Here is a 19,872-nt window from a genome sequence, read left to right on the forward strand (position 1 = left end):
TGAATTATTATGCAATAAATTCGCTTAAAAAATTAAATAAGTGCGTGAATTTTGCACAGGGGGAGAGTCTGCAGGCGGGAAAACAGGGTTTGCGGGCCGAAAAAAAGGGGCGAACCGGTCGCCCCTGGGGAGTTAATTGCGCTGTTCGAACCGCAGCGCCCGGCGTTCCACCAGCCGCATCAGCAGCGTCAGCAGGCCGTTGACGCAGAGATAAACGATGCCCGCTGCGCCAAACACCATCACATCATAGGTGCGGCCATACAGCAGCTGGCTGTGGCCCATCACTTCCATTAGCGTAATGGTGTAGGCCAGCGACGTGCTTTTAAACACCAGCACCACTTCGTTGGAGTATGAGGAGAGGGCGCGCTTGAAGGCAAACGGCAGCAGAATGCGCAGCGATTGCATCTTCGACATGCCCAGCGCCTCGCAGGATTGCCACTGCCCGGCCGGGATGGCCCGCACCGCGCCGTAAAACAGCTGGGTGGTGTAGGCGGCACTGTTCAGCGACAGCGCCAGCACCGCGCAGAGCCACGGCTGGGAGAGCAGGCTCCAGAGCCAAGGATAGTGCTGGATGGACGGGAACTGCCCCGGCCCGTAGTAAATCAGGAAGATCTGTACCAGCAGCGGCGTGCCGGTAAACAGCGTGATGTAGACCCGCACCAGTGGGCTTAACACCGCCGTTTTCAAAGACAGCACCAGGGTAAACAGCAGGGAGAGCACCAGCGCGGCAATCAGCGACGCCACCGTGAGCGTCAGGCTGGTGTGCAACCCCTTGAGGATCTCAGGTAAATACTCAAGCATCAGTGCGGCCTCTGCTCAAAACGGGTGGTGCGTTGTTCAATGCGCCGCAGGATAAACTGGCTGAACAGGGTCACAACCAAATAGATCGCCGCGGCAATCAGGTACCAGTTAAACGGCTCCTGCGTGCGGGTGGCGATGCTTTTGGTCTGCAACATCAGGTCATTGACGCTGATCAGTGACACCAGCGCGGTGTCTTTGAGCAGTACCAGCCACTGGTTGCCGAGGCCGGGCAGCGCATGCCGCCACATCTGCGGCATCACCAGCCGGAAGAAGATCGCAGACTTGCTCATGCCGAGCGCCTGGCCCGACTCCCGCTGGCCGTGCGGCACCGCTTTCAGCGCGCCGCGCAGCGTCTGCGAGGCGTAGGCGGCATACAACAGCGCCAGCGCCACCACCCCGCACAGGAACGGGCTGACCTCAAAGTTCTCAATCGGCAATTGCACCGGCACCTGGAACAGGAAGAGGTTGAGCGTGAAGCCGTCTGACAGCATCAGCAGCAGCTGCGAGGAGCCGAAGTAGATAAACAGCACCACCAGGATTTCCGGCAGCCCGCGCAGCAGCGTCACCAGCCCGGTGCCGAGCCAGCTGACCGCGCGCCAGCGTGCCGATTCCCAGACGGCAAACAGCATCGCCAGCGCCAGCCCGAGCAGCAGTGCGCAAAGTGCCAGGCCGACGGTCATCCCGGCGGCACTGAGTAACGGTTGGAATTCAGTCATCGCGGCAGATTACTGCGTGAACCATTTCTGGTAGAGGGTCTGGTAGGTGCCGTCCTGTTTCACTTTCGCCAGTGCGGCGTCCAGTTTGGTCAGCAGCTCGGTATTTTGCTGGCGTACGGCGATGCCGAGGCCGGTGCCGAAGTAGGCGGCGTCGGTGACTTTATCCCCTACTGCGCCCAGGTTCGGGTTCTGTTTCAGCCACTCATTCACCACCGCCGTGTCACCGAATACCGCGTCCAGGCGGCCGTTTTTCAGGTCCAGCACCGCGTTCTGGTAGCTGTCATACGGCACCGGGGTAATTTCCGGGTGTTTCTCGGTCAGGAATTTCTGGTGGGTCGAGCCGTTCTGCATACCTACGCGCTTGCCTTTCAGCGCTGCAAGGTCCGCGAACTTGCCTTTCTGGGCGATGAATAATGCAGAGTTGTCATAATAAGGTTTGGTGAACGCCACCTGCTTAAGCCGCTCCGGCGTGATGTCCATACCGGAGATCACCGCGTCAAACCGGCGGAATTTCAGGCTTGGGATCAGGCTGTCAAACGCCTGGTTGGTGAAGGTGCAGTTAGCCTGCATCTCCTGGCAGAGCGCTTTGGCCAGATCGATATCAAAGCCCTGCATGGTGTTGTTGGCATCCATGAATTCAAACGGCGGGTAGGAGGCTTCGGTGGCGAAGCGGATGTTGTCCGCCGCAGTGGCAGAGAGGCTGAGGCCCGCGAGCACCGCGGCGAATAAGACGTTTTTCATGGCAAACTCCGGACAATCCTAGTGGGAAAGATAACTGGCAAACGCGCTGGTTTGCGGCTGTGTAAAGCGGCCGGCATCACCCTGTTCCACGATGCGGCCATTCTCCATGTACACCACGCGGCTGGCGGTCTTGCGTGCCACTTCCACCTCGTGGGTCACGATCACCTGCGTGATGCCGGTTCCGGCCAGCTCACGGATGATATTCACGACTTGTGCGGTAATCGCCGGGTCAAGGGCGGCGGTCGGTTCGTCAAACAGCAGCACCTGCGGCTCCATCATCAGCGCACGGGCGATCGCCACCCGCTGTTGCTGGCCGCCGGAAAGGTGCAGCGGGAAGCGGTCGGCGTAGTCATTCAGCCGCAGCCGGTCGAGCAGTTTCTGCGCCCGCGCCATCGCGTCCGCTTTGCTCAGCCCCAGCACCCGGCAGGGCGCTTCAATCAGGTTTTGTACCACCGTCAGGTGCGGCCAGAGATTGTATTGCTGGAACACCATGCCGACGTTCTGGCGCAGTTCACGGATCGCCTTTTCGCCCGGCGCACGGGCAAAATCAAACTGGTTGCCGGCAATCTGGAGCTGGCCGGCGCGCGGCATCTCCAGCAGGTTGAGCACCCGCAGCAGCGAACTCTTACCGGCACCGCTCGGCCCGAGCAGCACCAGCGTCTCTCCGGCCGGGCACGAGAGCGTGATGTCGAACAGCGCCTGATGCGCGCCGTAAAAGCAGTTAATGCCGTTAAGTTGAATACTCATGCGCTGAATCTGAATAGCAATTGATGCCGCAAATGTTAACTTCCACAGAATAGTTATGCAATCATTGTGCGTTAAAATTTATTTATCACCCTGGAGGGCGGGGAGGCGCAGCACAAGATGCGGTATTGCCGGACGGCTGGGGGCATTTGTCGCCCTGCTGCCATTTAGGGTAGCGAATTTGCTTGTTTTGCGCGAAATGTGAACGGAAACCGGACATGCCGCGCAAAATCAATTCATTAGCGACCCAAACAGTGCAGGGCGTCTGGATCAGCGGTTCTCCAGCACCTGCCGCAGTGTGCCGCTGGAGGCGAATTCCCACGGCCCCAGGTAGCGGATGTCATCCACTGTCCAGCACTGACCTTCACGGATCATCAGGATTTCATCCTGCCATTGGGTGGCGGTGTCACTGCCGGGCTTCTGGTTGACCAGGTTGACGCGCAGCGGGATGTTGCGGGCGTCGCGGTTCGGGATGGTGGACGCGGTGGCGACGGCGGCATCGGTCGGGCCGTCAAACAGGCTGGAGAAGAGGTCGCCATCGCTGAAGCCGGTGTTTTCATTCGGCGTGGCGGCCACATCCACCCGTTTGCCCTGGCCCGCCTCGCGCAGCGCGGTATAGAGCGCATTGCTCAGGTAAGGGCGGTAGGCGTCCAGCGCGGTGGCGGAGGGAATGCCGTTACTGCGCTGGCGGATGCGTAAATCATAGAATTTCTGGGCGACCTCGTCCGGCCCGCCCTCCACACAGGCGGCCGCGTGGCTGCCGTTCTCCTGGGGCTGGAAAGCCGGTTCAACGGGCGTAGTACAGGCGCTCAGTAACAGGGCCAGCGGCAACACAGCGGCGATCATGTTATTTTTCATTTCATTACCTTATTGAACGTTTCTGCCATGAACTCTTTAGCTTAGTATAAATGTGATTTTCACTGCTGCATGGTTTCTGGCTGCGGAGCCGGGTGCCTGCCGCTTTCCCTGCTTAAGGAGTGCATGATGCAATTTTCAACCACCCCCTCACTGGAAGGCTTTACCATCACGGAATACAGCGGCGTCGTGACCGGCGAGGCGATTCTGGGTGCCAATATTTTCCGCGATTTCTTTGCCGGTGTGCGGGACATCGTCGGCGGCCGCTCGGGCGCGTACGAAAAAGAGTTGCGCAAAGCGCGCCAGATTGCCTTCCGCGAGCTGGAGCAGCAGGCCAAAGAGCTGGGTGCCAACGCGGTGGTCGGTATCGACATCGACTATGAAACGGTGGGCAAAGACAGCAGTATGCTGATGGTCAGCGTGACCGGCACGGCGGTGAAGGTGGCGCGCGGCGCGTGATAATGCGCCTGCTGCTGCTGTTGCCGGTGCTGCTGCTCAGCGCCTGCCAGCAACCGGTGCCGCCCGGCATGGCTGCCAGCGGCAACCTGTTGCTGGAGCGCTCCGCCCCGGCGCGCGGTGTGGACCAGCGCATCCGCTTTCTGGTTATCCACTACACCGCCGGGGATTTTCCCACCGCACTGGCGACCCTCACCGAGGAGCACGTCAGCGCCCATTACCTGATCCCGGCCGCGCCGCCGCAGCGGGGCGGTAAGCCGGTGGTGTGGCAACTGGTGCCGGAGCAGGCGCGCGCCTGGCACGCCGGGGCCAGCGGCTGGCGCGATCGCACCAACCTCAATGACACCTCGGTGGGCATTGAACTGGAAAACCCCGGCTTCCGGCGCACACTGCTGGGCCGCCGCTGGTACCCGTTCCCGCCTGCGCAAATCGCGGCCCTGACGGAGCTGGCCGGGCAGATTGTAAAGCGCTACCAGATTGCCCCGCAGAATGTGGTCGGCCATGCGGATATCGCACCGCAGCGTAAGCAGGATCCCGGCCCCTGCTTCCCGTGGCAGGCGCTGGCGGCGGCGGGCATCGGCGCGTGGCCCGACCCGGCGCGGGTCAGTGGCTATTTACAGGGGCGGCCGCCGGGGGAACCGGTGGCGCAGGCGCGGTTGCTGGCCTTGCTGGCGGCATACGGTTACCCGGTGACGGAAAGCATGGATGATGCGGCGCAGCGGCAGGTGATCGCTGCGTTTCAGATGCATTTCCGCCCGGCAGACTACCGTGGCCTGCCGGATGCGGAGAGTGAGGCGATTGCCAGGGCCTTGCTGGCGCAATACCCGCCAGGCCGCTGACCCGGCCGGGCGGCACTATTTGCCGGAGGCCGGCAGGCCGCGAAGTTTGCCGTGTTCGCGCAGCCAGTTGGCGGTGCGCAAAATACCCTCGTCCAGTGACACCCGCGGCCGGTAGCCCAGCTCCTCCTGTGCGCGGCGGGTGTCCAGCGTCAGGTCAAAGTTGAGTTTGGCGACGCTGTAGTGGGTCAGCGCCGGTTCTTTATGGTTACCGGCGCTCAGCCGCTCCATGCCGCGCGCCATCACATCCAGCAGAGTGTAGGGCACTGAGCGGATTTTGCACGGCATATCCAGGCACGCCATCAGGTGCTGCACAATGGTGCGCAGCGGGCGCGGTTGCTGGTTGGTGATGTTATACGCCCGGCCGGACGGGGTGTTGCTGTTCTCCGTCGCCAGCCACATCGCCTGCACCACGTTCTCCACATACGTCATATCCACCAGCGCATCGCCGCCGCGCGGCAACAGCAATGAACCGTGGCGGATCATCTGCAACAGGCGCGGCAGCAGTACGTTGTCATGCGCGCCGAACATGCCCTGTGGCCGCAGGATGGTGAAATGGGTCTGGGGGTTGGCCTGCGCCAGATGCTGAATCACCTCCTCGGCGGCCGCTTTGCTGCGGGCAAACGCATTGGCAAAGCGCTGCGGGCGAAAATCTTCCCGGATGTCGCGGTGGTGATGGAAATCGAAATAGATCGCCGGTGACGAGATATGAACGAAGTTGCGTACGCCATAGGCCGCCGCCCATTCGCCGAGACGGCGGGTGGCCCGCACGTTGGCCAGCTCAAACGCCTCCTCCGCACCCCACGGGGCGGAAAAGCCGGAACAGTGCCATAAGGTGTCTACTTCGGTCAGCATTGCCCGCGCCTGGGATGACACCAGGTTGTTCATGTCTGCCGGAATAAACTGCGCGCCGCGTTTTGCCAGCAGTGCGCCAATCGCCGCATGGCTGCCGGCCGCCCGCACCGGGATCCTCTGTTGCAGGAGGAAATCCACGGCATTTCTGCCCAAACCGCTGGTTGCCCCGGTTACCAAAAACGTCATAAATACTTATCCCACCAAACCCGTGATGCGCAGGAGGCCTGTCCCCATAGCAAAGAGGGTGCCATTCTTTCTGGAAAATGTGCGGCAGGCAATCCCAATAGCGGAACGCCGTGATGAAAGGCGCGCAACCGGCTGAAAAATAAGCCGCGCTGCCCGGTTTATAGGGAGGAATTGCGCGTCCTGGGGAAAACCGCGTGCCGCCCGCCACACGGGGAGTCCCTGCCTGTCAGGGGGGTGAGTATAGCAAAGGGCAGAAAAGCCGCCGCAGGGCGGCGGCTCAGGGTCAGGCGTGTTCCGCCAGGAAGGCTTTCCACAGGTTGACCACCTGCCCAAGCTGGTCGCGCGTGACATCCAGATGGGTGATCAGCCGCGTTACCGGCCCGGCATTGAGCAGCACGCCGCGCTCACGCATCCACGGGCCGAGGGCGGCGGCGCGGGTGTCGCTGAGGCGCACGAACAGGATGTTGGTCTGCGCGCCGGGTGCCACAATCTCCACGTCGAGCGCGCGCAGTTGCTGCTCGAGCCAGCAGGCGTTGTCGTGGTCTTCCTGCATCCGCGCCACATGGTGTTCCATCGCGTAACTGCCTGCCGCCGCCATGATGCCGATCTGGCGCATCCCGCCGCCGGTCATTTTGCGCCAGCGGCGGGCGCGGGCGATATACTCCGCCGGGCCGCATAACAGGGAGCCCATCGGCGTGCCCAGCCCTTTCGACAGGCAGAGGGTGAAGCTGTCGCAGTAGCGGGTGATCGCCTCCAGGTCCACACCGAGCGCCACGGCGGCGTTCATGATGCGCGCGCCGTCAATGTGCAGCGCCAGCCCGCGCTCCCGCGTCAGTTGCCAGGCCTGTTGCAGGTACGCCAGCGGCAGCACCTTGCCGTTATGGGTGTTTTCCAGGCTCAGCAGCCGGGTCGGCGCGAAGTGGATGTCATCCGGCTTGATCGCGGCGATCACCTTGTCGAGCGGCAGGGTGCCGTCCTCAGCGGCGTCGAGAGGCTGTGGCTGGATGCTGCCGAGCACCGCTGCGCCGCCCGCCTCATACAGGTAGTTGTGCGCCTTCTGGCCCACAATGTACTCCTCACCGCGCTGGCAGTGGCTGAGCAGCGCCACCAGGTTGGCCTGGGTGCCGGTCGGCAGGAACAGCGCCGCCGCTTTACCGGCGCGTTCAGCCACCTGCGCTTCCAGCGCGTTCACGGAGGGATCATCGCCATAAACGTCATCACCGACGTCAGCCTGGGCCATCACCTGCCGCATGGCGGCAGTCGGGCGGGTTACGGTATCGCTGCGCAGATCAATCACACTCACTTTCCTTCTTCGGGGCGGTAAACGGACGCGCCCGGCTGCGTCGGCAACGGGCGTGGGGAAACCCCATCATAACCAGAATGGCGCGGCAGGCCAGATGAAAATCAGCGGGAAAAGGACAGGGCAGTGCGCCCTGTCCGGCAGGATCAGCGGATCAGGTTCTCTTTGGCCAGTTCCATCACCTCGTCGCCGCGGCCGTTGATGATGGCGCGCAACATGTAGAGGCTGAAGCCTTTGGCCTGTTCAAATTTGATGGACGGCGGCATCGCCAGTTCCTGCGTGGCGGTGACCACATCCAGCAGCACCGGGCCGGGGTGGGCCAGCGCCGCTTCAATCGCTGCGTCGAGCTGGGCAGCCTCAGTGACGCGGATGCCCTTGACGCCGCACGCCTGCGCAATGCCGGCGAAGTCCGGGTTCTCCAGCTCAGTGCCGTCGGTGAGGTAGCCGCCGGCCTTCATCTCCATCGCCACGAAGCCCAGTGAGCTGTTGTTGAACACCACCACTTTCACCGGCAATTTTTTCTGCGCCAGCGTCAGGAAATCCCCCATCAGCATGGCGAACCCGCCGTCGCCGCACAGGGCGATCACCTGTTTGTCCGGGGCGGTGGCCTGCGCGCCGATCGCCTGCGGCATCGCGTTCGCCATCGAGCCGTGGTTGAAGGAGCCGAGCAGGCGGCGTTTGCCGTTCATTTCCAGGTAACGCGCTGCCCATACCGTCGGTGTGCCGACGTCACAGGTAAAGATGGCGTCTTCGGTGGCGTGTCGGCTGAGCTGCTGGGTCAGGTATTGCGGGTGAATCGGCTTGCCCGGCGTGGGCACTGCCAGTGCATCCAGATCCTTACGGGCGGTGCGGTAGTGCGCCAGCGCCTTGTCCAGGAAGCGGCGATCCTGTTTCACCGTGAGTTTCGGCAACAGCGCGGTGAGGGTGGTGTGGATGTCACCCATCAACGCCAGATCGACACTGCAATGCGCGCCGATGCTGCCGGGGTTGATATCAACCTGAATGATGGTCGCGTCGGTCGGGTAGAAGGCGCGGTAGGGGAACTGGGTGCCGAGCAGCACCACGGTGTCGGCGTTCATTAACGCCTGATAGCCGGACGAGAAGCCGATAAGCCCGGTCATGCCGACGTCATAGGGGTTGTCCCACTCCAGGTGCTCTTTGCCGCGCATCGCGTGCACAATCGGCGCTTTCAGCGTCTCTGCCAGTTGCACCACTTCATCATGCGCCCCGGCACAGCCGCTGCCGCACATCAGGGTGATGTTTTTCGAGCGGTTCAGCACTTCCGCCAGCGTATCCAGCTCAGTAATGTTCGGCAGCATCAGCGGCACCTGCGGGGCGTTCCAGGCGATACGGGCCTCTTCCGGGGCCGGTTTCAGCGCCACGTCGCCCGGCAACACAATGACCGATACGCCGCGGTTGAGGATCGCCTTGCGCATCGCAATCTCCAGCACCTGCGGCAACTGTTCCGGGTTGGTCACCAGCTCACAATAGTGGCTGCATTCGCGGAACAGCTCCGTCGGGTGGGTTTCCTGAAAATAGCCGCTGCCGATTTCGCTGGAAGGAATATGCGCGGCAATCGCCAGCACCGGCGCGTGGCTGCGGTGGCAGTCATACAACCCGTTGATCAGGTGCAGGTTGCCCGGCCCGCATGACCCGGCGCACACCGCCAGTTCGCCGGTGAGCTGTGCTTCTGCCCCGGCCGCGAAAGCCGCGACCTCTTCATGGCGGGTGCCCATCCACTCGATGGTGTCCATGCGGTTCAGGCTGTCGTTCAGCCCGTTCAGGGAGTCGCCGGTGACGCCCCAGATACGTTTCACGCCCGCTTTTTCCAGTGTCTTTGCCAGTAAACCGGCCACAGTCTGTTTCATCGCTTTCCCCCAATGTCCAAGTTGCTGATGGCGTGGATCTGCCAAATGAGATCCCTTTCACATTTTTTCTGCACAGCTAAGCATAGACGATGGGCGTGCGGCAGGCGGGTGCCTGCTGCAAAAGCGGAAAAAGGCGGAGCACCAGAACAATTAACACGCCTGGGCAGATAAACGGTCAGGATTAACGCAAGGCTGCAACACGCGGCCCACTGTTCACGGGTGGGTAAAATGACCGTCTTTGCTGCATCTCTTGCGCTATCCGCTTGACCCTGCGCTGCTTTTTTGGTCATGCTCAGGCACAGGAAAAACGCGGGAGGCGTACCCATGATTCTGGAGCAGATTGAGATTACCGGGTTTCGCGGCATTAACCGGCTGTCGTTACCGTTATCAGGCGGCACACTGCCGGGCAGCACGCTGCTGATTGGTGAAAATGCCTGGGGCAAGTCGAGCCTGTTGGATGCGCTGACGCTGTTGCTGTCACCGGAGCCGCAGCTCTATCACTTTACCGCCGGGGATTTCCATTTTCCTGCCGGGGAACAGGAGGCGCGCGAACGCCGGTTGCAGGTGCTGTTGCGCTTTGCGGAAACGGCACCGGGCCAGCTGCGGCAGCCGCGTTACCGGGCGCTGGCCGCCGCGGCGGTGCCGGGTGCCGGCGGCTGCCGCCGCCTTTATTACCAGCTGGAAGGCGAGCTGGCAGATGACGGCACCGTGCTGACCTGGCGGCGTTTTCTGGATCCGCAGGGTGAGCCGCTGTCGCTGCCGGACATCGACACGCTGGCCCTGACGCTGGCACATTTGCACCCGGTGTTGCGCCTGCGCGATGCGCGCTTTCTCGGCCGGTTACGCGGCAAAGCCCTGCTGCCGGGGCCGGACAGCCCGCAGACAGAGACGCAACAGCAGGCCGCGGCCCGCCAGATCGGCGTATTGACGCGGCAACTGGGTCGCAGCCCGCATATGCTGAGCGATCAGGCGCTTGAGCAGGGCGTGACGGCGATGCGGCAATTGCTGGAGCACTATTTTGCCGAGCAGCACCGCGCAGCCGGCCCGGTGGCGACACGCGGCAGCGTGCGGCAACCGGAGCCAAAACAGGCCTGGCACTCGCTCGATGCCCTGAACCGGGTAGTCGGCGCGCCGGAAGGCCGCAGCACGCGCCTGATCCTGCTCGGCATCTTCTCGACTTTATTACAGGCGCGCGGGGCGGTGCGGCTGGCACCGGGCGCACGGCCGCTGCTGCTGATCGAAGACCCGGAAACCCGGCTGCACCCGATCATGCTGTCAGTGGCCTGGCAACTGCTGAACCAGTTGCCGCTGCAACGGCTGACCACCACCAATTCCGGTGAACTGATCTCGCTGACGCCGATGGAGGAGGTGACCCGGCTGGTGCGCGAGCCGGGGCGCGTCGCCGCCTATCGCCTGGGGCCAGAGGGCCTCAACCCGGCAGACAGCCGCAAGCTTGCGTTCCATATCCGCACTAACCGGCCCTCGGCGCTGTTTGCCCGCTGCTGGCTGCTGGTGGAAGGGGAAACGGAGGTCTGGATCCTGAGCCAGCTGGCGCGCCAGTGCGGGTGCCATTTTGAGGCAGAAGGGATCAAGGTGATCGAATTCGCCCAATGCGGCCTGCGCCCGCTGCTGAAGTTTGCCCGGCAGATGGGCATTGAGTGGTACGCGATGGTGGACGGTGACGAGGCCGGGAAAAAGTATGCGGCGACCGCCCGTGACATGGCCGGGCGCGCCGGGGAGAGTGAGCACCACCGGCTCACGGCATTACCGGCCGCGGACATGGAGCATTTCCTCTATCACCACGGGTTCGCTGACGTCTACCACCGGGTGGCCGGGTTGCCGGACAAGGTGCCGATGCCCGCCCGGCGTATTATCCATAAGGCCATCCAGCGCAGTTCCAAACCTGACCTGGCGATTGAAGTGGCGCTGGCGGCCGGCCAGCGCGGGCCGGAAGCGATGCCGCCATTGTTACGGCAGATGTTTGACCGCGTGGTGCGGCTGGCGCGCGGCCATGCGGATTAACCGCTCAGCAAACAAAGGGGTAATGAAACTGTGCGGGGCGCGTGAAATCTGTTAGCCAAACGGTAAGAAAAAGGTTAAGAATTGACCTTGAAAGTGCGGCAGGCAACCCCATTTATAAAAATGCCAGTCGGGAGTGACTGGCATGTGAAGGGCTCAATCCTTGCGGGTGGTCAGGCAACGGCTTCGCTGACCTGCGGTATGATGAGGCTCGCATGGTTACCTTTCGGCCCCTGGTGGACATCGAAACTGACCTGTTGACCCGCCTTCAGCGTTCGATAACCCTCCATCTGGATGGTGGAATAATGGGCAAAGATATCTTCACCGCCATTTTGCGGGCAGATAAAACCAAAGCCCTTGGCATTATTGAACCACTTGACTGTACCCGTCTCCATGCTTCTACATCCCTCGCGTGTTTATTCTGTAGGTAGGTGAGGTAAGATTTTTTGCGAGTGAAGGCTGATTGATTAAAACTCCATCAGCTCACGATTTTACACTCTAGAGGAATAGCCGGGCACGTCAAGGGAAGGGCTTTTGCTCTGGCTGACCAGTTGTTTAAAGTTTGAAGCAGGTAACGCTATTCGCTTTCCACGGCTAAAATTTATACGCGCCGCCCGGCAGACCGGAAGGCCATACAGGGCGGCAGCGGGCGTCCGGAGATGGTAAAATAGGGGCTAAAGCGTGTACGCTGTAAGCAGAGCTCCCGCCATCGGGCGGGCATTCAGACCAGACAATTGATGACGGGCAAGCAATGGGTAATAATCAGGATTGGCTAAATTTTGAGCACTTAATCCAGGATCAGCAGTTGGATGCGGTAAAACCGCCATCTATGTATAAAGTTATACTTAACAACGACGATTACACGCCCATGGAATTTGTGATTGACGTTCTTCAAAAGTTCTTTTCTTATGATATTGAACGTGCAACGCAACTGATGCTCACGGTGCACTATAAAGGAAAAGCCATTTGCGGCGTGTTTACCGCCGAAGTGGCTGAGACCAAGGTCGCGCACGTGAATCGCTACGCGAGGGAGAACGAGCATCCGTTGCTTTGTACGCTGGAAAAAGCCTGAAAGGGCAATCTATTGGGGAGGTGCTTATGCTCAATCAAGAACTGGAACTCAGTCTCAACATGGCTTTCGCCAGGGCGCGCGAGCACCGACATGAGTTTATGACCGTGGAGCACCTGTTGCTTGCGCTACTGAGCAACCCTGCGGCGCGGGAGGCCCTGGAGGCTTGCACAGTCGACCTGGTGGCGTTGCGTCAGGAGCTGGAAGCGTTCATCGAACAGACGACGCCAACCCTGCCCGCCAGCGAAGAGGAGCGCGACACGCAACCTACGCTCAGCTTCCAGCGCGTGCTGCAACGTGCCGTGTTTCATGTTCAGTCCTCCGGGCGGAACGAGGTGTCCGGCGCAAACGTCCTGGTCGCTATCTTCAGCGAACAGGAGTCGCAGGCAGCTTATCTGCTGCGCAAGCATGACGTAAGCCGCCTTGACGTGGTGAACTTCATTTCCCACGGCACGCGCAAAGACGAACCGGGCCAGGCTCCCAATGCGGAAAACCCGGTCAACGAAGAGCAGCCGGCAGGGGAAGACCGTATGGAAAACTTCACCACCAATTTGAACCAACTGGCGCGCGTCGGGGGCATTGACCCACTGATCGGCCGCGACAAAGAACTCGAACGTGCTATCCAGGTATTGTGCCGCCGCCGTAAAAACAACCCGCTGCTGGTAGGGGAGTCCGGTGTCGGTAAAACGGCCATCGCGGAAGGGCTGGCGTGGCGGATTGTGCAGGGTGATGTGCCGGAAGTGATGGCGGATTGCACCCTCTATTCGCTGGACATCGGTTCGCTGCTGGCCGGCACCAAATACCGCGGTGATTTCGAGAAACGCTTCAAAGCCTTGCTGAAACAGCTGGAGCAGGACAAGAACAGCATCCTGTTTATCGATGAGATCCACACCATCATCGGGGCCGGTGCGGCCTCCGGCGGCCAGGTGGATGCGGCTAACCTGATCAAACCGCTGCTGTCGAGCGGCAAGATCCGTGTGATTGGCTCCACCACCTATCAGGAATTCAGCAATATTTTCGAAAAAGACCGTGCGCTGGCGCGTCGTTTCCAGAAAATTGATATCACCGAGCCGTCAGTTGAAGAGACGGTGCAGATCATCAACGGGCTGAAAACCAAGTATGAAGCCCACCACGACGTGCGCTATACCGCGAAAGCGGTGCGGGCCGCCGTGGAGCTGTCCGTGAAATACATCAATGACCGCCACCTGCCGGACAAGGCGATTGACGTCATCGATGAAGCGGGCGCGCGCAGCCGGTTAATGCCGGTGAGCAAGCGCAAAAAGACCGTTAACGTCGGTGATATCGAGTCTGTGGTGGCACGTATCGCCCGTATCCCGGAGAAAACCGTCTCCGCCAGTGACCGCGATGTGCTGCGCAATCTGGGCGATCGCCTGAAGATGCTGGTGTTCGGCCAGGATCCGGCCATCGGGGCGCTGACCGAAGCGATCAAGATGAGCCGCGCCGGGCTGGGCCAGGACCGCAAACCGGTAGGTTCTTTCCTGTTCGCCGGGCCGACCGGGGTCGGGAAAACCGAGGTCACGGTGCAGCTCGCCAAAGCGCTGGACATCGAATTGCTGCGCTTTGATATGTCCGAGTATATGGAGCGCCACACCGTCAGCCGGTTGATTGGTGCGCCTCCGGGCTATGTGGGCTTTGACCAGGGCGGCCTGTTGACCGACGCGGTGATCAAGCACCCGCATGCGGTGGTGTTACTGGATGAGATTGAAAAAGCACACCCGGACGTCTTCAACCTGCTGTTGCAGGTGATGGACAACGGGACGCTGACCGATAACAACGGCCGCAAAGCGGACTTCCGCAACGTGATCCTGGTGATGACCACCAACGCCGGGGTGCGTGAGACCGAACGTAAGTCGATTGGCCTGATCCATCAGGACAACAGCACCGACGCGATGGAAGAGATCAAGAAGGTGTTTACGCCGGAATTCCGTAACCGTCTGGATAACATTATCTGGTTCAACCATCTCTCTACCGAGGTTATCCAGCAGGTTGTCGATAAGTTTATCGTCGAACTGCAGGCGCAACTGGATGCCAAAGGCGTGTCGCTGGAAGTCAGTGACGAGGCCCGCGATTGGCTGGCTGTGAAAGGCTATGACAAAGCGATGGGTGCCCGCCCGATGGCGCGTGTGATGCAGGAAAACCTGAAAAAACCGCTGGCGAACGAATTGCTGTTCGGCAGCCTGGTTGACGGCGGATCGGTGAAAGTCGAGCTGGATAAAGACGAAGACAAACTGACTTACGAATTCCTCAGCGCGCAAAAACGCAAAGAGGAAGGGGCGGTACACTGAGTCAGCCTGCGATAACTGCGGTGGCCTGAAAACCGGGCCGCCGGAATGCAAAAAGAGCGATCATCAGATCGCTCTTTTTTTTCACCTGCCGATCGCCGTTACCGGGACATAAACCGCATATTGCATCCATAACAAAACGCCCTGACCGGAAACCGGAAGGGCGCAAGGGATAAATTCCCTGATTGTTCGCCGGAATAGATCAGCGGGAGATGCGCCGATTAACGGCTACGGAAGACAATGCGGCCTTTGCTCAGGTCGTACGGGGTCAGCTCAACAGTGACTTTGTCGCCCGTCAGAATACGGATGTAGTTCTTACGCATTTTACCGGAGATGTGTGCGGTAACCACGTGTCCGTTTTCCAATTCAACGCGGAACATGGTGTTCGGCAGCGTATCAAGCACGGTACCCTGCATTTCAATATTGTCTTCTTTGGCCATCGAGTCCTCTAGGTTTTACTACCTTAGTTTTTAACCGGCAAGATAATGCCGAAAAACCCACATTATGTAAAGGAGGCATTCGCTCCGCCCTAAGTGGTTGTTAAACCGGATATGGTGGGAGACGCAACCAAAAATGTACATAAATCAGGGGTATGGTGAAAGAAAATGATACCACATTTCTGCGCCCGGCATGGAATTAATTTCAGCCAATGCCGCCGCCGGGGCGGCCTGTCAAGGGCGCGGGCCGGATGCGGCAGGCGTGAACAGGGTGGGCGGCAGCGATAATACCTGCTTTTGCCAGCACCCCTCCGCCAGGGTTTGCTGCTGCATTTCCCGTAAGGCGGCGAGAAATGCCCGGCGCGGGATCTCTGTCGCACCCAGTGATGCGGTATGGTCATTCAGCACCTGGCAATCCAGCAATTGGCCGCCGTGCCCGGTGAAATGGTGGCAGAACACCACCATCGCCGCCTTCGAGGCGTTAGTGCTGCGGCTGAACATCGATTCGCCGCAAAACAGCCTGCCTTGCGCCACGCCATACATCCCGCCCACCAGCTCGCCGCCCAGCCAGACTTCAATGGAGTGCGCGATCCCTTCCTGGTGCAGCCGGTGATAGGCCCGCGCAATCTGCGGCCCTATCCAGGTGCCGTCACTGCGTGCTTCGGCGCAGGCGTCCACCACCTGCTTAAACGCATGGTTCAGGGTAAAGCTGAACGGGCAGTGGCGCAGAAAGCGGCGCATACTGCGGCTGATGTGCAGATCCGCCGGGAACAGCACCGCACGCGGATCGGGCGACCACCATAAAATCATTTCACCGGGGTTAAACCAGGGGAAAATGCCGCAACGGTAAGCGGACATCAGGCGGGCAGGGGAAAGATCCCCTCCGACGGCCAGCAGCCCGTTCGGCTCACGCAAGGCGCTTTCCGCGTGAGGAAATAACAGCGAGTGAGGCGAAAGTTGTACGACACGCATAACGCTCCTTATTTCCGTTGTCGGGTATCAGGCCAGGTGTTGCTGGAAGTGCGCATAACGGCCGCCGGCCGCCAGCAGGAGGTGATGCGGCCCCTGCTCAAGGAGTTTACCGTCATCCATCACGCAGATCCGATCCAGGTGGTGCAGGCCATGCAGGCGGTGCGTCACCATGATCAGCGTTTTACCCCGGCAGTGCCGGCGCAGCAGCGCCAGGATCTGCTGTTCGGTTTCGGCATCCAGCCCCTCGGTGGGCTCATCCAGCAGCACCAGCGGCGCATCATGCAACAGCGCACGCGCAATGCCTATCCGCCGTTGCTCACCACCCGAGAGCGGCCGCCCGCCTTCACCCAGCCAGCTGTTCAGGCCGCTGTTTTCCAGCAGCGCGCCCAGCCCGACCTGATGCAGCACCTCAGACAGCCGGGCATCCTCCGCCTCCGGCGCGGCCAGCCGCAGGTTGTCACGCAGTGTGCTGTTGAACACATGCACCCGCTGCGGCACCAGCGTCATAGTGCGGCGCAGGGTGGCTTCATCATAGTCTGCAATCAGGTGGCCGCCCAGTTGGATGCTCCCGGCCTGCACATCCCAGGCGCGGGTCAGCAGCTGAAGCAGGGTCGATTTACCACAGCCGGTGCGGCCGAGCAGCGCGATATGTTCCCCGGCATCCACGTGTAGCGTGACGCCTTTCACCACCGGGAACGGCTGGCCGGGATAAGTAAAGCTGACATTATCCAACGTCAGGGCGGGTGAGGCCGCCGCCACGCCCTGAGGCGGGAACGTCACTGTTGGCTGCTGGCCGGTGATGGCCTGCAACCGCCCGGCGGAGGCAATCACCTGCCCAAGGTGCTGGAACGCCCCGGCGACCGGCCCCAGTGCTTCAAACGCGGCCAGCGTGGCGAACACCACCAGCGCCATCAACGCCCCTGTGGAATCCATGCTGCCCGCTGCCAGCCAGAACATCAGCGTGACCGTCAGCCCGGTGGCCCCGATCATGATCGCCTGCGCCAACCCGCTCAGCATCGCCTGCTGCTGCTGCTGGTGCTGCCATTGCTGCTCCGTGGCGTCCAGCGCCTGCCGGAAGCGGCCACCGGCGCCATAAATCACCAGTTCCGCCTGACCCTGAAGCCAGGCGGTGAGCTGGATGCGGTAGTCGCTGCGCAACGTGGTCAGCGCCCGGCCGACCGGTTTACCGGCGCGGTAGAACATCAGCGGCAACAGCAGCAGCAATGCCAGCATGATGCCGGAAAGTGTCAGGGCCAGGGTGAGATCCAGCCAGCTCAGCCCGGCCGCCACCACCAGAATCACCACCAGCGCGCTGACCAGCGGCGAGATCACCCGGAGGTAGAGATGGTCCAGCGTGTCGACGTCCGCCACCAGCCGGTTAAGCAGGTCCGCCTGTTTAAAGCGCACCAGCCCGCCGGGTGACAGCGGCATAATGCGGGAAAACGTGTCCACCCGCAGGTGGGAGAGCACGCGGAAAGTCGCGTCGTGGCTGACCAGCCGTTCAGCATAGCGCCCGGCAGTGCGGAAAATAGCGGCACCGCGAACCCCGGCCGCCGGCAGCATATAGTTAAAACTGTACAGCCCGGCGAACCCGGCCACGGCAGACGCCGCCAGGAACCAGCCGGAGAGGGCCAGCAGGCCGATACTGGCCAGCAACGTCACAATCGCCAGCAGGATGCCGAGCAACATGCGGCCGCTGTGGCGACGGTAAAGGGCGAGATAGGGCAAGAGCAGGCGCATGGTCAGAGTTCTCCGCTGCGTTGGGCCAGCAGGCGGGCGAAGGGGCCCGCCTGAGTGCACAGGTGATCGTAGTGGCCGCGTTCGGCAATCTGGCCGTGCTGCATTACCCAGATTTCATCGCATTGCCGGGTATCTTCCAGCCGGTGCGTAACCAGCAATGTGGTCTGGTGTGTGGCCGCCTCGCCAAGCGCCGCCATGACCCGCTGTTCGCTGTGGGCGTCCAGGCTGGCGGCGGGTTCATCCAGCAGCAGTAACCGGCCGGGGGCCAGCAGCGCCCGCGCCACGGCCACCCGCTGGGCCTGCCCGACAGAGAGGCGGGCCGCATGGTCGCCGATGGGGGTATCGAGGTCGTCAGGCAACAGCGGCAAAAATTCATCCACGTAAGCGCGCGCCAGGGCGGTGTGCAGCGCATCGGGCGTTGCCTCCGGGTTACCCAGCAGGATATTTTGCCGCACGGTGGCTGCCGGGAGGTGCGGGTTTTGCCCGACCCAGGCAATGTGCTGCCGCCAGCTCAGTGGCTCAAGCGTCTCTAAGGCCTGCTGGTTTACCCGCAACGTGCCGCGGTAGGGCAGGAAACCGAGCAGGGCATTCAGCAGGGAGCTTTTCCCGGCCCCGCTCAACCCGACGATCGCGATGCGCTGACCGGCTGCAACCCGGAAAGTCAGCGGCCCGGCCAGCACGTTGCCGTCCGGCGAGAGGATCTCCAGCGCGTCTGCCTCTAGGCTCACCGGTGCATCGGCGCTGAACGGCGTATCGCCTTGCCCCGGCGTCCGCCCATCCGGCTGCCGGGTCAGAAAGGTGACCAGCGTTTCAGCGGCGCCGACTGCCTGTGCCTTGGCATGGTAAAAGGTGCCGAGGTCGCGCAGGGGCTGGAAGAATTCGGGTGCCAGAATCAGCACCAGAAAACCGGCAAACAGCGTGACGCCGGTGCCGTAGCTGCCGAAATGCAGCTCACCGAGATAGGAGAAGCCGAAATAGACCGCGACGACGGCAATCGACACCGAAGCAAAAAACTCCAGCACCGCGGAGGAGAGAAAGGCCAGCCGCAGCACCTCCATGGTACGCGCCCGGAAAGACTCTGACGCTTGGCGGATGGCGTGGCGCTCTGCATGTGCCCGGTGGAACAGGCGCAGGGTGTCCAGGCCGCGCAGGCTGTCGAGGAAATTGCCGCTCAGGCGTGCCAGCGCGGCAAAATTGCGCCGGTTGGCATCAGCGGCCCCCATCCCGACCAGTGCCATAAACAGCGGGATCAACGGGGCGGTCACCAGCAGAATCAGCCCGGCGGCCCAGTTAAGCGGAAAAATCGCAAGCAGGATCATCAGCGGGATAATGCCTGCCAGAAACATCTGCGGCAGGTAGCGAGCATAATACTCCTGCATATCGTCAATCTGTTCCAGGATGAGCGTTGCCCAACTGCCTGCCGGTTTGCCGCTGATCCAGGCCGGGCCAAGCTGCGCCAGCCGGTCGAGCACACGCCGGCGGATCAGCCGGCGCACCTGCACACCACACTGGAAGCCCACGCGTTCACGCATCAGCGCCAGCAGGCCGCGCAGCAGGAATGCCACCGCCAGCAGGATAAAGAGTTTCAGCAGGGATTCGCGCGGCAGAGCGTGCACGATAAGCGCATCCAGCAAGGTCGCCATCAGGGCCGCCTGCAACAGCAGCAGCAGGCCGCTGAACACGCCGAGCAGCATAGACACCTGCAGCCAGCGACGCGCAGGCGCACGCTGTTGACGGAGCCACTGGAGTAATTCTTGTTGTCTTGTTTTATTCATCAGGCCATCTGTCCGCACAGAACATGCAAAGGGCTGCATAGCGGTGGCATGCGCATTACCGGCAGCGGCCAATACCGGCCGACGGGAAAGATAAGCGCATGAAAAAATATGGCACGGGTGCCAAATCCCTGATCGTTGAAGGTCTATTTTCACGACCGCGCACATGTTACCGCGTCAGTGGCCGGGCTGAAAATAGAAA

At 61.5% G+C, this 19,872-nt stretch carries 18 protein-coding genes; 5 read left to right on the top strand and 13 right to left on the bottom strand.

Going from position 1 to position 19,872, the window contains the following annotated elements; genetic code table 11:
• Positions 1-132 precede the first annotated feature (132 nt).
• From artM to CYR52_RS02745, 5 genes are all read right to left on the bottom strand, one after another.
• Positions 133-801, bottom strand: a complete 669-nt coding sequence (gene artM / locus CYR52_RS02725; protein ID WP_072925898.1) for an arginine ABC transporter permease ArtM — start codon at positions 799-801, stop codon at positions 133-135.
• A complete protein-coding gene (gene artQ, locus CYR52_RS02730; RefSeq protein WP_072925892.1) occupies positions 801-1,517 on the bottom strand; it encodes an arginine ABC transporter permease ArtQ in 717 nt (238 codons plus the stop codon). The genes artM and artQ overlap by 1 nt, the downstream gene beginning before the upstream one ends.
• A 9-nt stretch (positions 1,518-1,526) precedes the next feature.
• Positions 1,527-2,258, bottom strand: coding sequence for an arginine ABC transporter substrate-binding protein (gene artJ / locus CYR52_RS02735; RefSeq protein WP_072925889.1), 732 nt, complete (start codon positions 2,256-2,258; stop codon positions 1,527-1,529).
• Positions 2,259-2,276: 18 nt separating this feature from the next.
• Positions 2,277-3,005 (bottom strand): arginine ABC transporter ATP-binding protein ArtP, encoded by a 729-nt coding sequence (gene artP, locus CYR52_RS02740; protein ID WP_072925886.1) that lies wholly within the window; start codon positions 3,003-3,005, stop codon positions 2,277-2,279.
• A gap of 267 nt (positions 3,006-3,272) precedes the next feature.
• On the bottom strand, positions 3,273-3,860 hold the full coding sequence (locus CYR52_RS02745; RefSeq protein WP_072925884.1) for a lipoprotein: 588 nt from the start codon (positions 3,858-3,860) through the stop codon (positions 3,273-3,275).
• Positions 3,861-3,986: 126 nt separating this feature from the next.
• On the opposite strand from CYR52_RS02745, the gene CYR52_RS02750 reads away from it, so the two are divergent.
• Together CYR52_RS02750 and CYR52_RS02755 are read left to right on the top strand one after the other, a co-directional pair.
• The gene (locus tag CYR52_RS02750) at positions 3,987-4,316 is read left to right on the top strand and encodes a heavy metal-binding domain-containing protein (protein WP_072925881.1); all 330 of its coding nucleotides are present in this window, start codon (positions 3,987-3,989) and stop codon (positions 4,314-4,316) included.
• A gap of 2 nt (positions 4,317-4,318) precedes the next feature.
• Entirely contained in the window at positions 4,319-5,152 is an 834-nt protein-coding gene (locus CYR52_RS02755) for an N-acetylmuramoyl-L-alanine amidase (protein ID WP_072925877.1), read from the top strand.
• 15 nt (positions 5,153-5,167) lie between these two features.
• On the opposite strand, the gene CYR52_RS02760 is transcribed toward CYR52_RS02755, so the two are convergent.
• From CYR52_RS02760 to poxB, 3 genes are all read right to left on the bottom strand, one after another.
• On the bottom strand, positions 5,168-6,190 hold the full coding sequence (locus tag CYR52_RS02760; RefSeq protein ID WP_072925874.1) for an NAD-dependent epimerase/dehydratase family protein: 1,023 nt from the start codon (positions 6,188-6,190) through the stop codon (positions 5,168-5,170).
• A gap of 283 nt (positions 6,191-6,473) precedes the next feature.
• Positions 6,474-7,487, bottom strand: a complete 1,014-nt coding sequence (gene ltaE, locus CYR52_RS02765) for a low-specificity L-threonine aldolase (RefSeq protein WP_101827908.1) — start codon at positions 7,485-7,487, stop codon at positions 6,474-6,476.
• A 149-nt stretch (positions 7,488-7,636) separates the two neighbouring features.
• A complete protein-coding gene (gene poxB / locus CYR52_RS02770) occupies positions 7,637-9,358 on the bottom strand; it encodes a ubiquinone-dependent pyruvate dehydrogenase (protein ID WP_072925869.1) in 1,722 nt (573 codons plus the stop codon).
• Between the two features lie 324 nt (positions 9,359-9,682).
• On the opposite strand from poxB, the gene CYR52_RS02775 reads away from it, so the two are divergent.
• Positions 9,683-11,380 carry an ATP-dependent nuclease gene (locus CYR52_RS02775; RefSeq protein ID WP_072925866.1) on the top strand — a complete coding sequence of 566 codons (1,698 nt, stop codon included), beginning with the start codon at positions 9,683-9,685 and terminating at the stop codon, positions 11,378-11,380.
• Positions 11,381-11,550: 170 nt separating this feature from the next.
• Here CYR52_RS02775 and cspD read toward each other — a convergent pair whose 3' ends face one another.
• On the bottom strand, positions 11,551-11,772 hold the full coding sequence (gene cspD / locus CYR52_RS02780) for a cold shock-like protein CspD (RefSeq protein WP_072925863.1): 222 nt from the start codon (positions 11,770-11,772) through the stop codon (positions 11,551-11,553).
• 356 nt (positions 11,773-12,128) lie between these two features.
• Here cspD and clpS point away from each other — a divergent pair, with 356 nt between their 5' ends.
• Both clpS and clpA read left to right on the top strand, forming a co-directional pair.
• A complete protein-coding gene (gene clpS / locus CYR52_RS02785; RefSeq protein WP_072925860.1) occupies positions 12,129-12,449 on the top strand; it encodes an ATP-dependent Clp protease adapter ClpS in 321 nt (106 codons plus the stop codon).
• A gap of 26 nt (positions 12,450-12,475) precedes the next feature.
• Positions 12,476-14,752, top strand: a complete 2,277-nt coding sequence (gene clpA, locus CYR52_RS02790) for an ATP-dependent Clp protease ATP-binding subunit ClpA (RefSeq protein WP_072925857.1) — start codon at positions 12,476-12,478, stop codon at positions 14,750-14,752.
• A 218-nt stretch (positions 14,753-14,970) separates the two neighbouring features.
• On the opposite strand, the gene infA is transcribed toward clpA, so the two are convergent.
• The 4 genes from infA to cydD form a co-directional block, all read right to left on the bottom strand.
• Positions 14,971-15,189, bottom strand: a complete 219-nt coding sequence (infA, locus tag CYR52_RS02795; protein WP_002211347.1) for a translation initiation factor IF-1 — start codon at positions 15,187-15,189, stop codon at positions 14,971-14,973.
• A 231-nt stretch (positions 15,190-15,420) separates the two neighbouring features.
• Positions 15,421-16,158: a leucyl/phenylalanyl-tRNA--protein transferase gene (gene aat, locus CYR52_RS02800; RefSeq protein WP_101827909.1), complete on the bottom strand. Its 738-nt coding sequence runs from the start codon at positions 16,156-16,158 to the stop codon at positions 15,421-15,423.
• A 27-nt stretch (positions 16,159-16,185) separates the two neighbouring features.
• The gene (cydC, locus tag CYR52_RS02805) at positions 16,186-17,898 is read right to left on the bottom strand and encodes a heme ABC transporter ATP-binding protein/permease CydC (protein WP_101827910.1); all 1,713 of its coding nucleotides are present in this window, start codon (positions 17,896-17,898) and stop codon (positions 16,186-16,188) included.
• Positions 17,899-17,900: 2 nt separating this feature from the next.
• Positions 17,901-19,673, bottom strand: coding sequence for a heme ABC transporter permease/ATP-binding protein CydD (gene cydD, locus CYR52_RS02810; protein WP_101827911.1), 1,773 nt, complete (start codon positions 19,671-19,673; stop codon positions 17,901-17,903).
• Between the last annotated feature and the right edge of the window lie 199 nt (positions 19,674-19,872).

Source organism: Chimaeribacter arupi (genome assembly GCF_002858805.1).
Taxonomy (GTDB): Bacteria; Pseudomonadota; Gammaproteobacteria; order Enterobacterales; family Enterobacteriaceae; genus Chimaeribacter; species Chimaeribacter arupi.

Excerpts from the sequence above, each read along its gene's own strand:
- cydD (WP_101827911.1), bottom strand. The coding sequence starts at position 19,673 with ATGAATAAAACAAGACAACAAGAATTACTCCAGTGGCTCCGTCAACAG.
- CYR52_RS02775 (WP_072925866.1), top strand. The coding sequence starts at position 9,683 with ATGATTCTGGAGCAGATTGAGATTACCGGGTTTCGCGGCATTAACCGG.
- aat (WP_101827909.1), bottom strand. The coding sequence starts at position 16,158 with ATGCGTGTCGTACAACTTTCGCCTCACTCGCTGTTATTTCCTCACGCG.
- cspD (WP_072925863.1), bottom strand. The coding sequence starts at position 11,772 with ATGGAGACGGGTACAGTCAAGTGGTTCAATAATGCCAAGGGCTTTGGT.
- clpA (WP_072925857.1), top strand. The coding sequence starts at position 12,476 with ATGCTCAATCAAGAACTGGAACTCAGTCTCAACATGGCTTTCGCCAGG.
- CYR52_RS02755 (WP_072925877.1), top strand. The coding sequence starts at position 4,319 with ATGCGCCTGCTGCTGCTGTTGCCGGTGCTGCTGCTCAGCGCCTGCCAG.
- infA (WP_002211347.1), bottom strand. The coding sequence starts at position 15,189 with ATGGCCAAAGAAGACAATATTGAAATGCAGGGTACCGTGCTTGATACG.
- artP (WP_072925886.1), bottom strand. The coding sequence starts at position 3,005 with ATGAGTATTCAACTTAACGGCATTAACTGCTTTTACGGCGCGCATCAG.
- artQ (WP_072925892.1), bottom strand. The coding sequence starts at position 1,517 with ATGACTGAATTCCAACCGTTACTCAGTGCCGCCGGGATGACCGTCGGC.
- CYR52_RS02760 (WP_072925874.1), bottom strand. The coding sequence starts at position 6,190 with ATGACGTTTTTGGTAACCGGGGCAACCAGCGGTTTGGGCAGAAATGCC.
- cydC (WP_101827910.1), bottom strand. The coding sequence starts at position 17,898 with ATGCGCCTGCTCTTGCCCTATCTCGCCCTTTACCGTCGCCACAGCGGC.
- poxB (WP_072925869.1), bottom strand. The coding sequence starts at position 9,358 with ATGAAACAGACTGTGGCCGGTTTACTGGCAAAGACACTGGAAAAAGCG.
- artM (WP_072925898.1), bottom strand. The coding sequence starts at position 801 with ATGCTTGAGTATTTACCTGAGATCCTCAAGGGGTTGCACACCAGCCTG.
- CYR52_RS02745 (WP_072925884.1), bottom strand. The coding sequence starts at position 3,860 with ATGAAAAATAACATGATCGCCGCTGTGTTGCCGCTGGCCCTGTTACTG.
- clpS (WP_072925860.1), top strand. The coding sequence starts at position 12,129 with ATGGGTAATAATCAGGATTGGCTAAATTTTGAGCACTTAATCCAGGAT.
- CYR52_RS02750 (WP_072925881.1), top strand. The coding sequence starts at position 3,987 with ATGCAATTTTCAACCACCCCCTCACTGGAAGGCTTTACCATCACGGAA.
- artJ (WP_072925889.1), bottom strand. The coding sequence starts at position 2,258 with ATGAAAAACGTCTTATTCGCCGCGGTGCTCGCGGGCCTCAGCCTCTCT.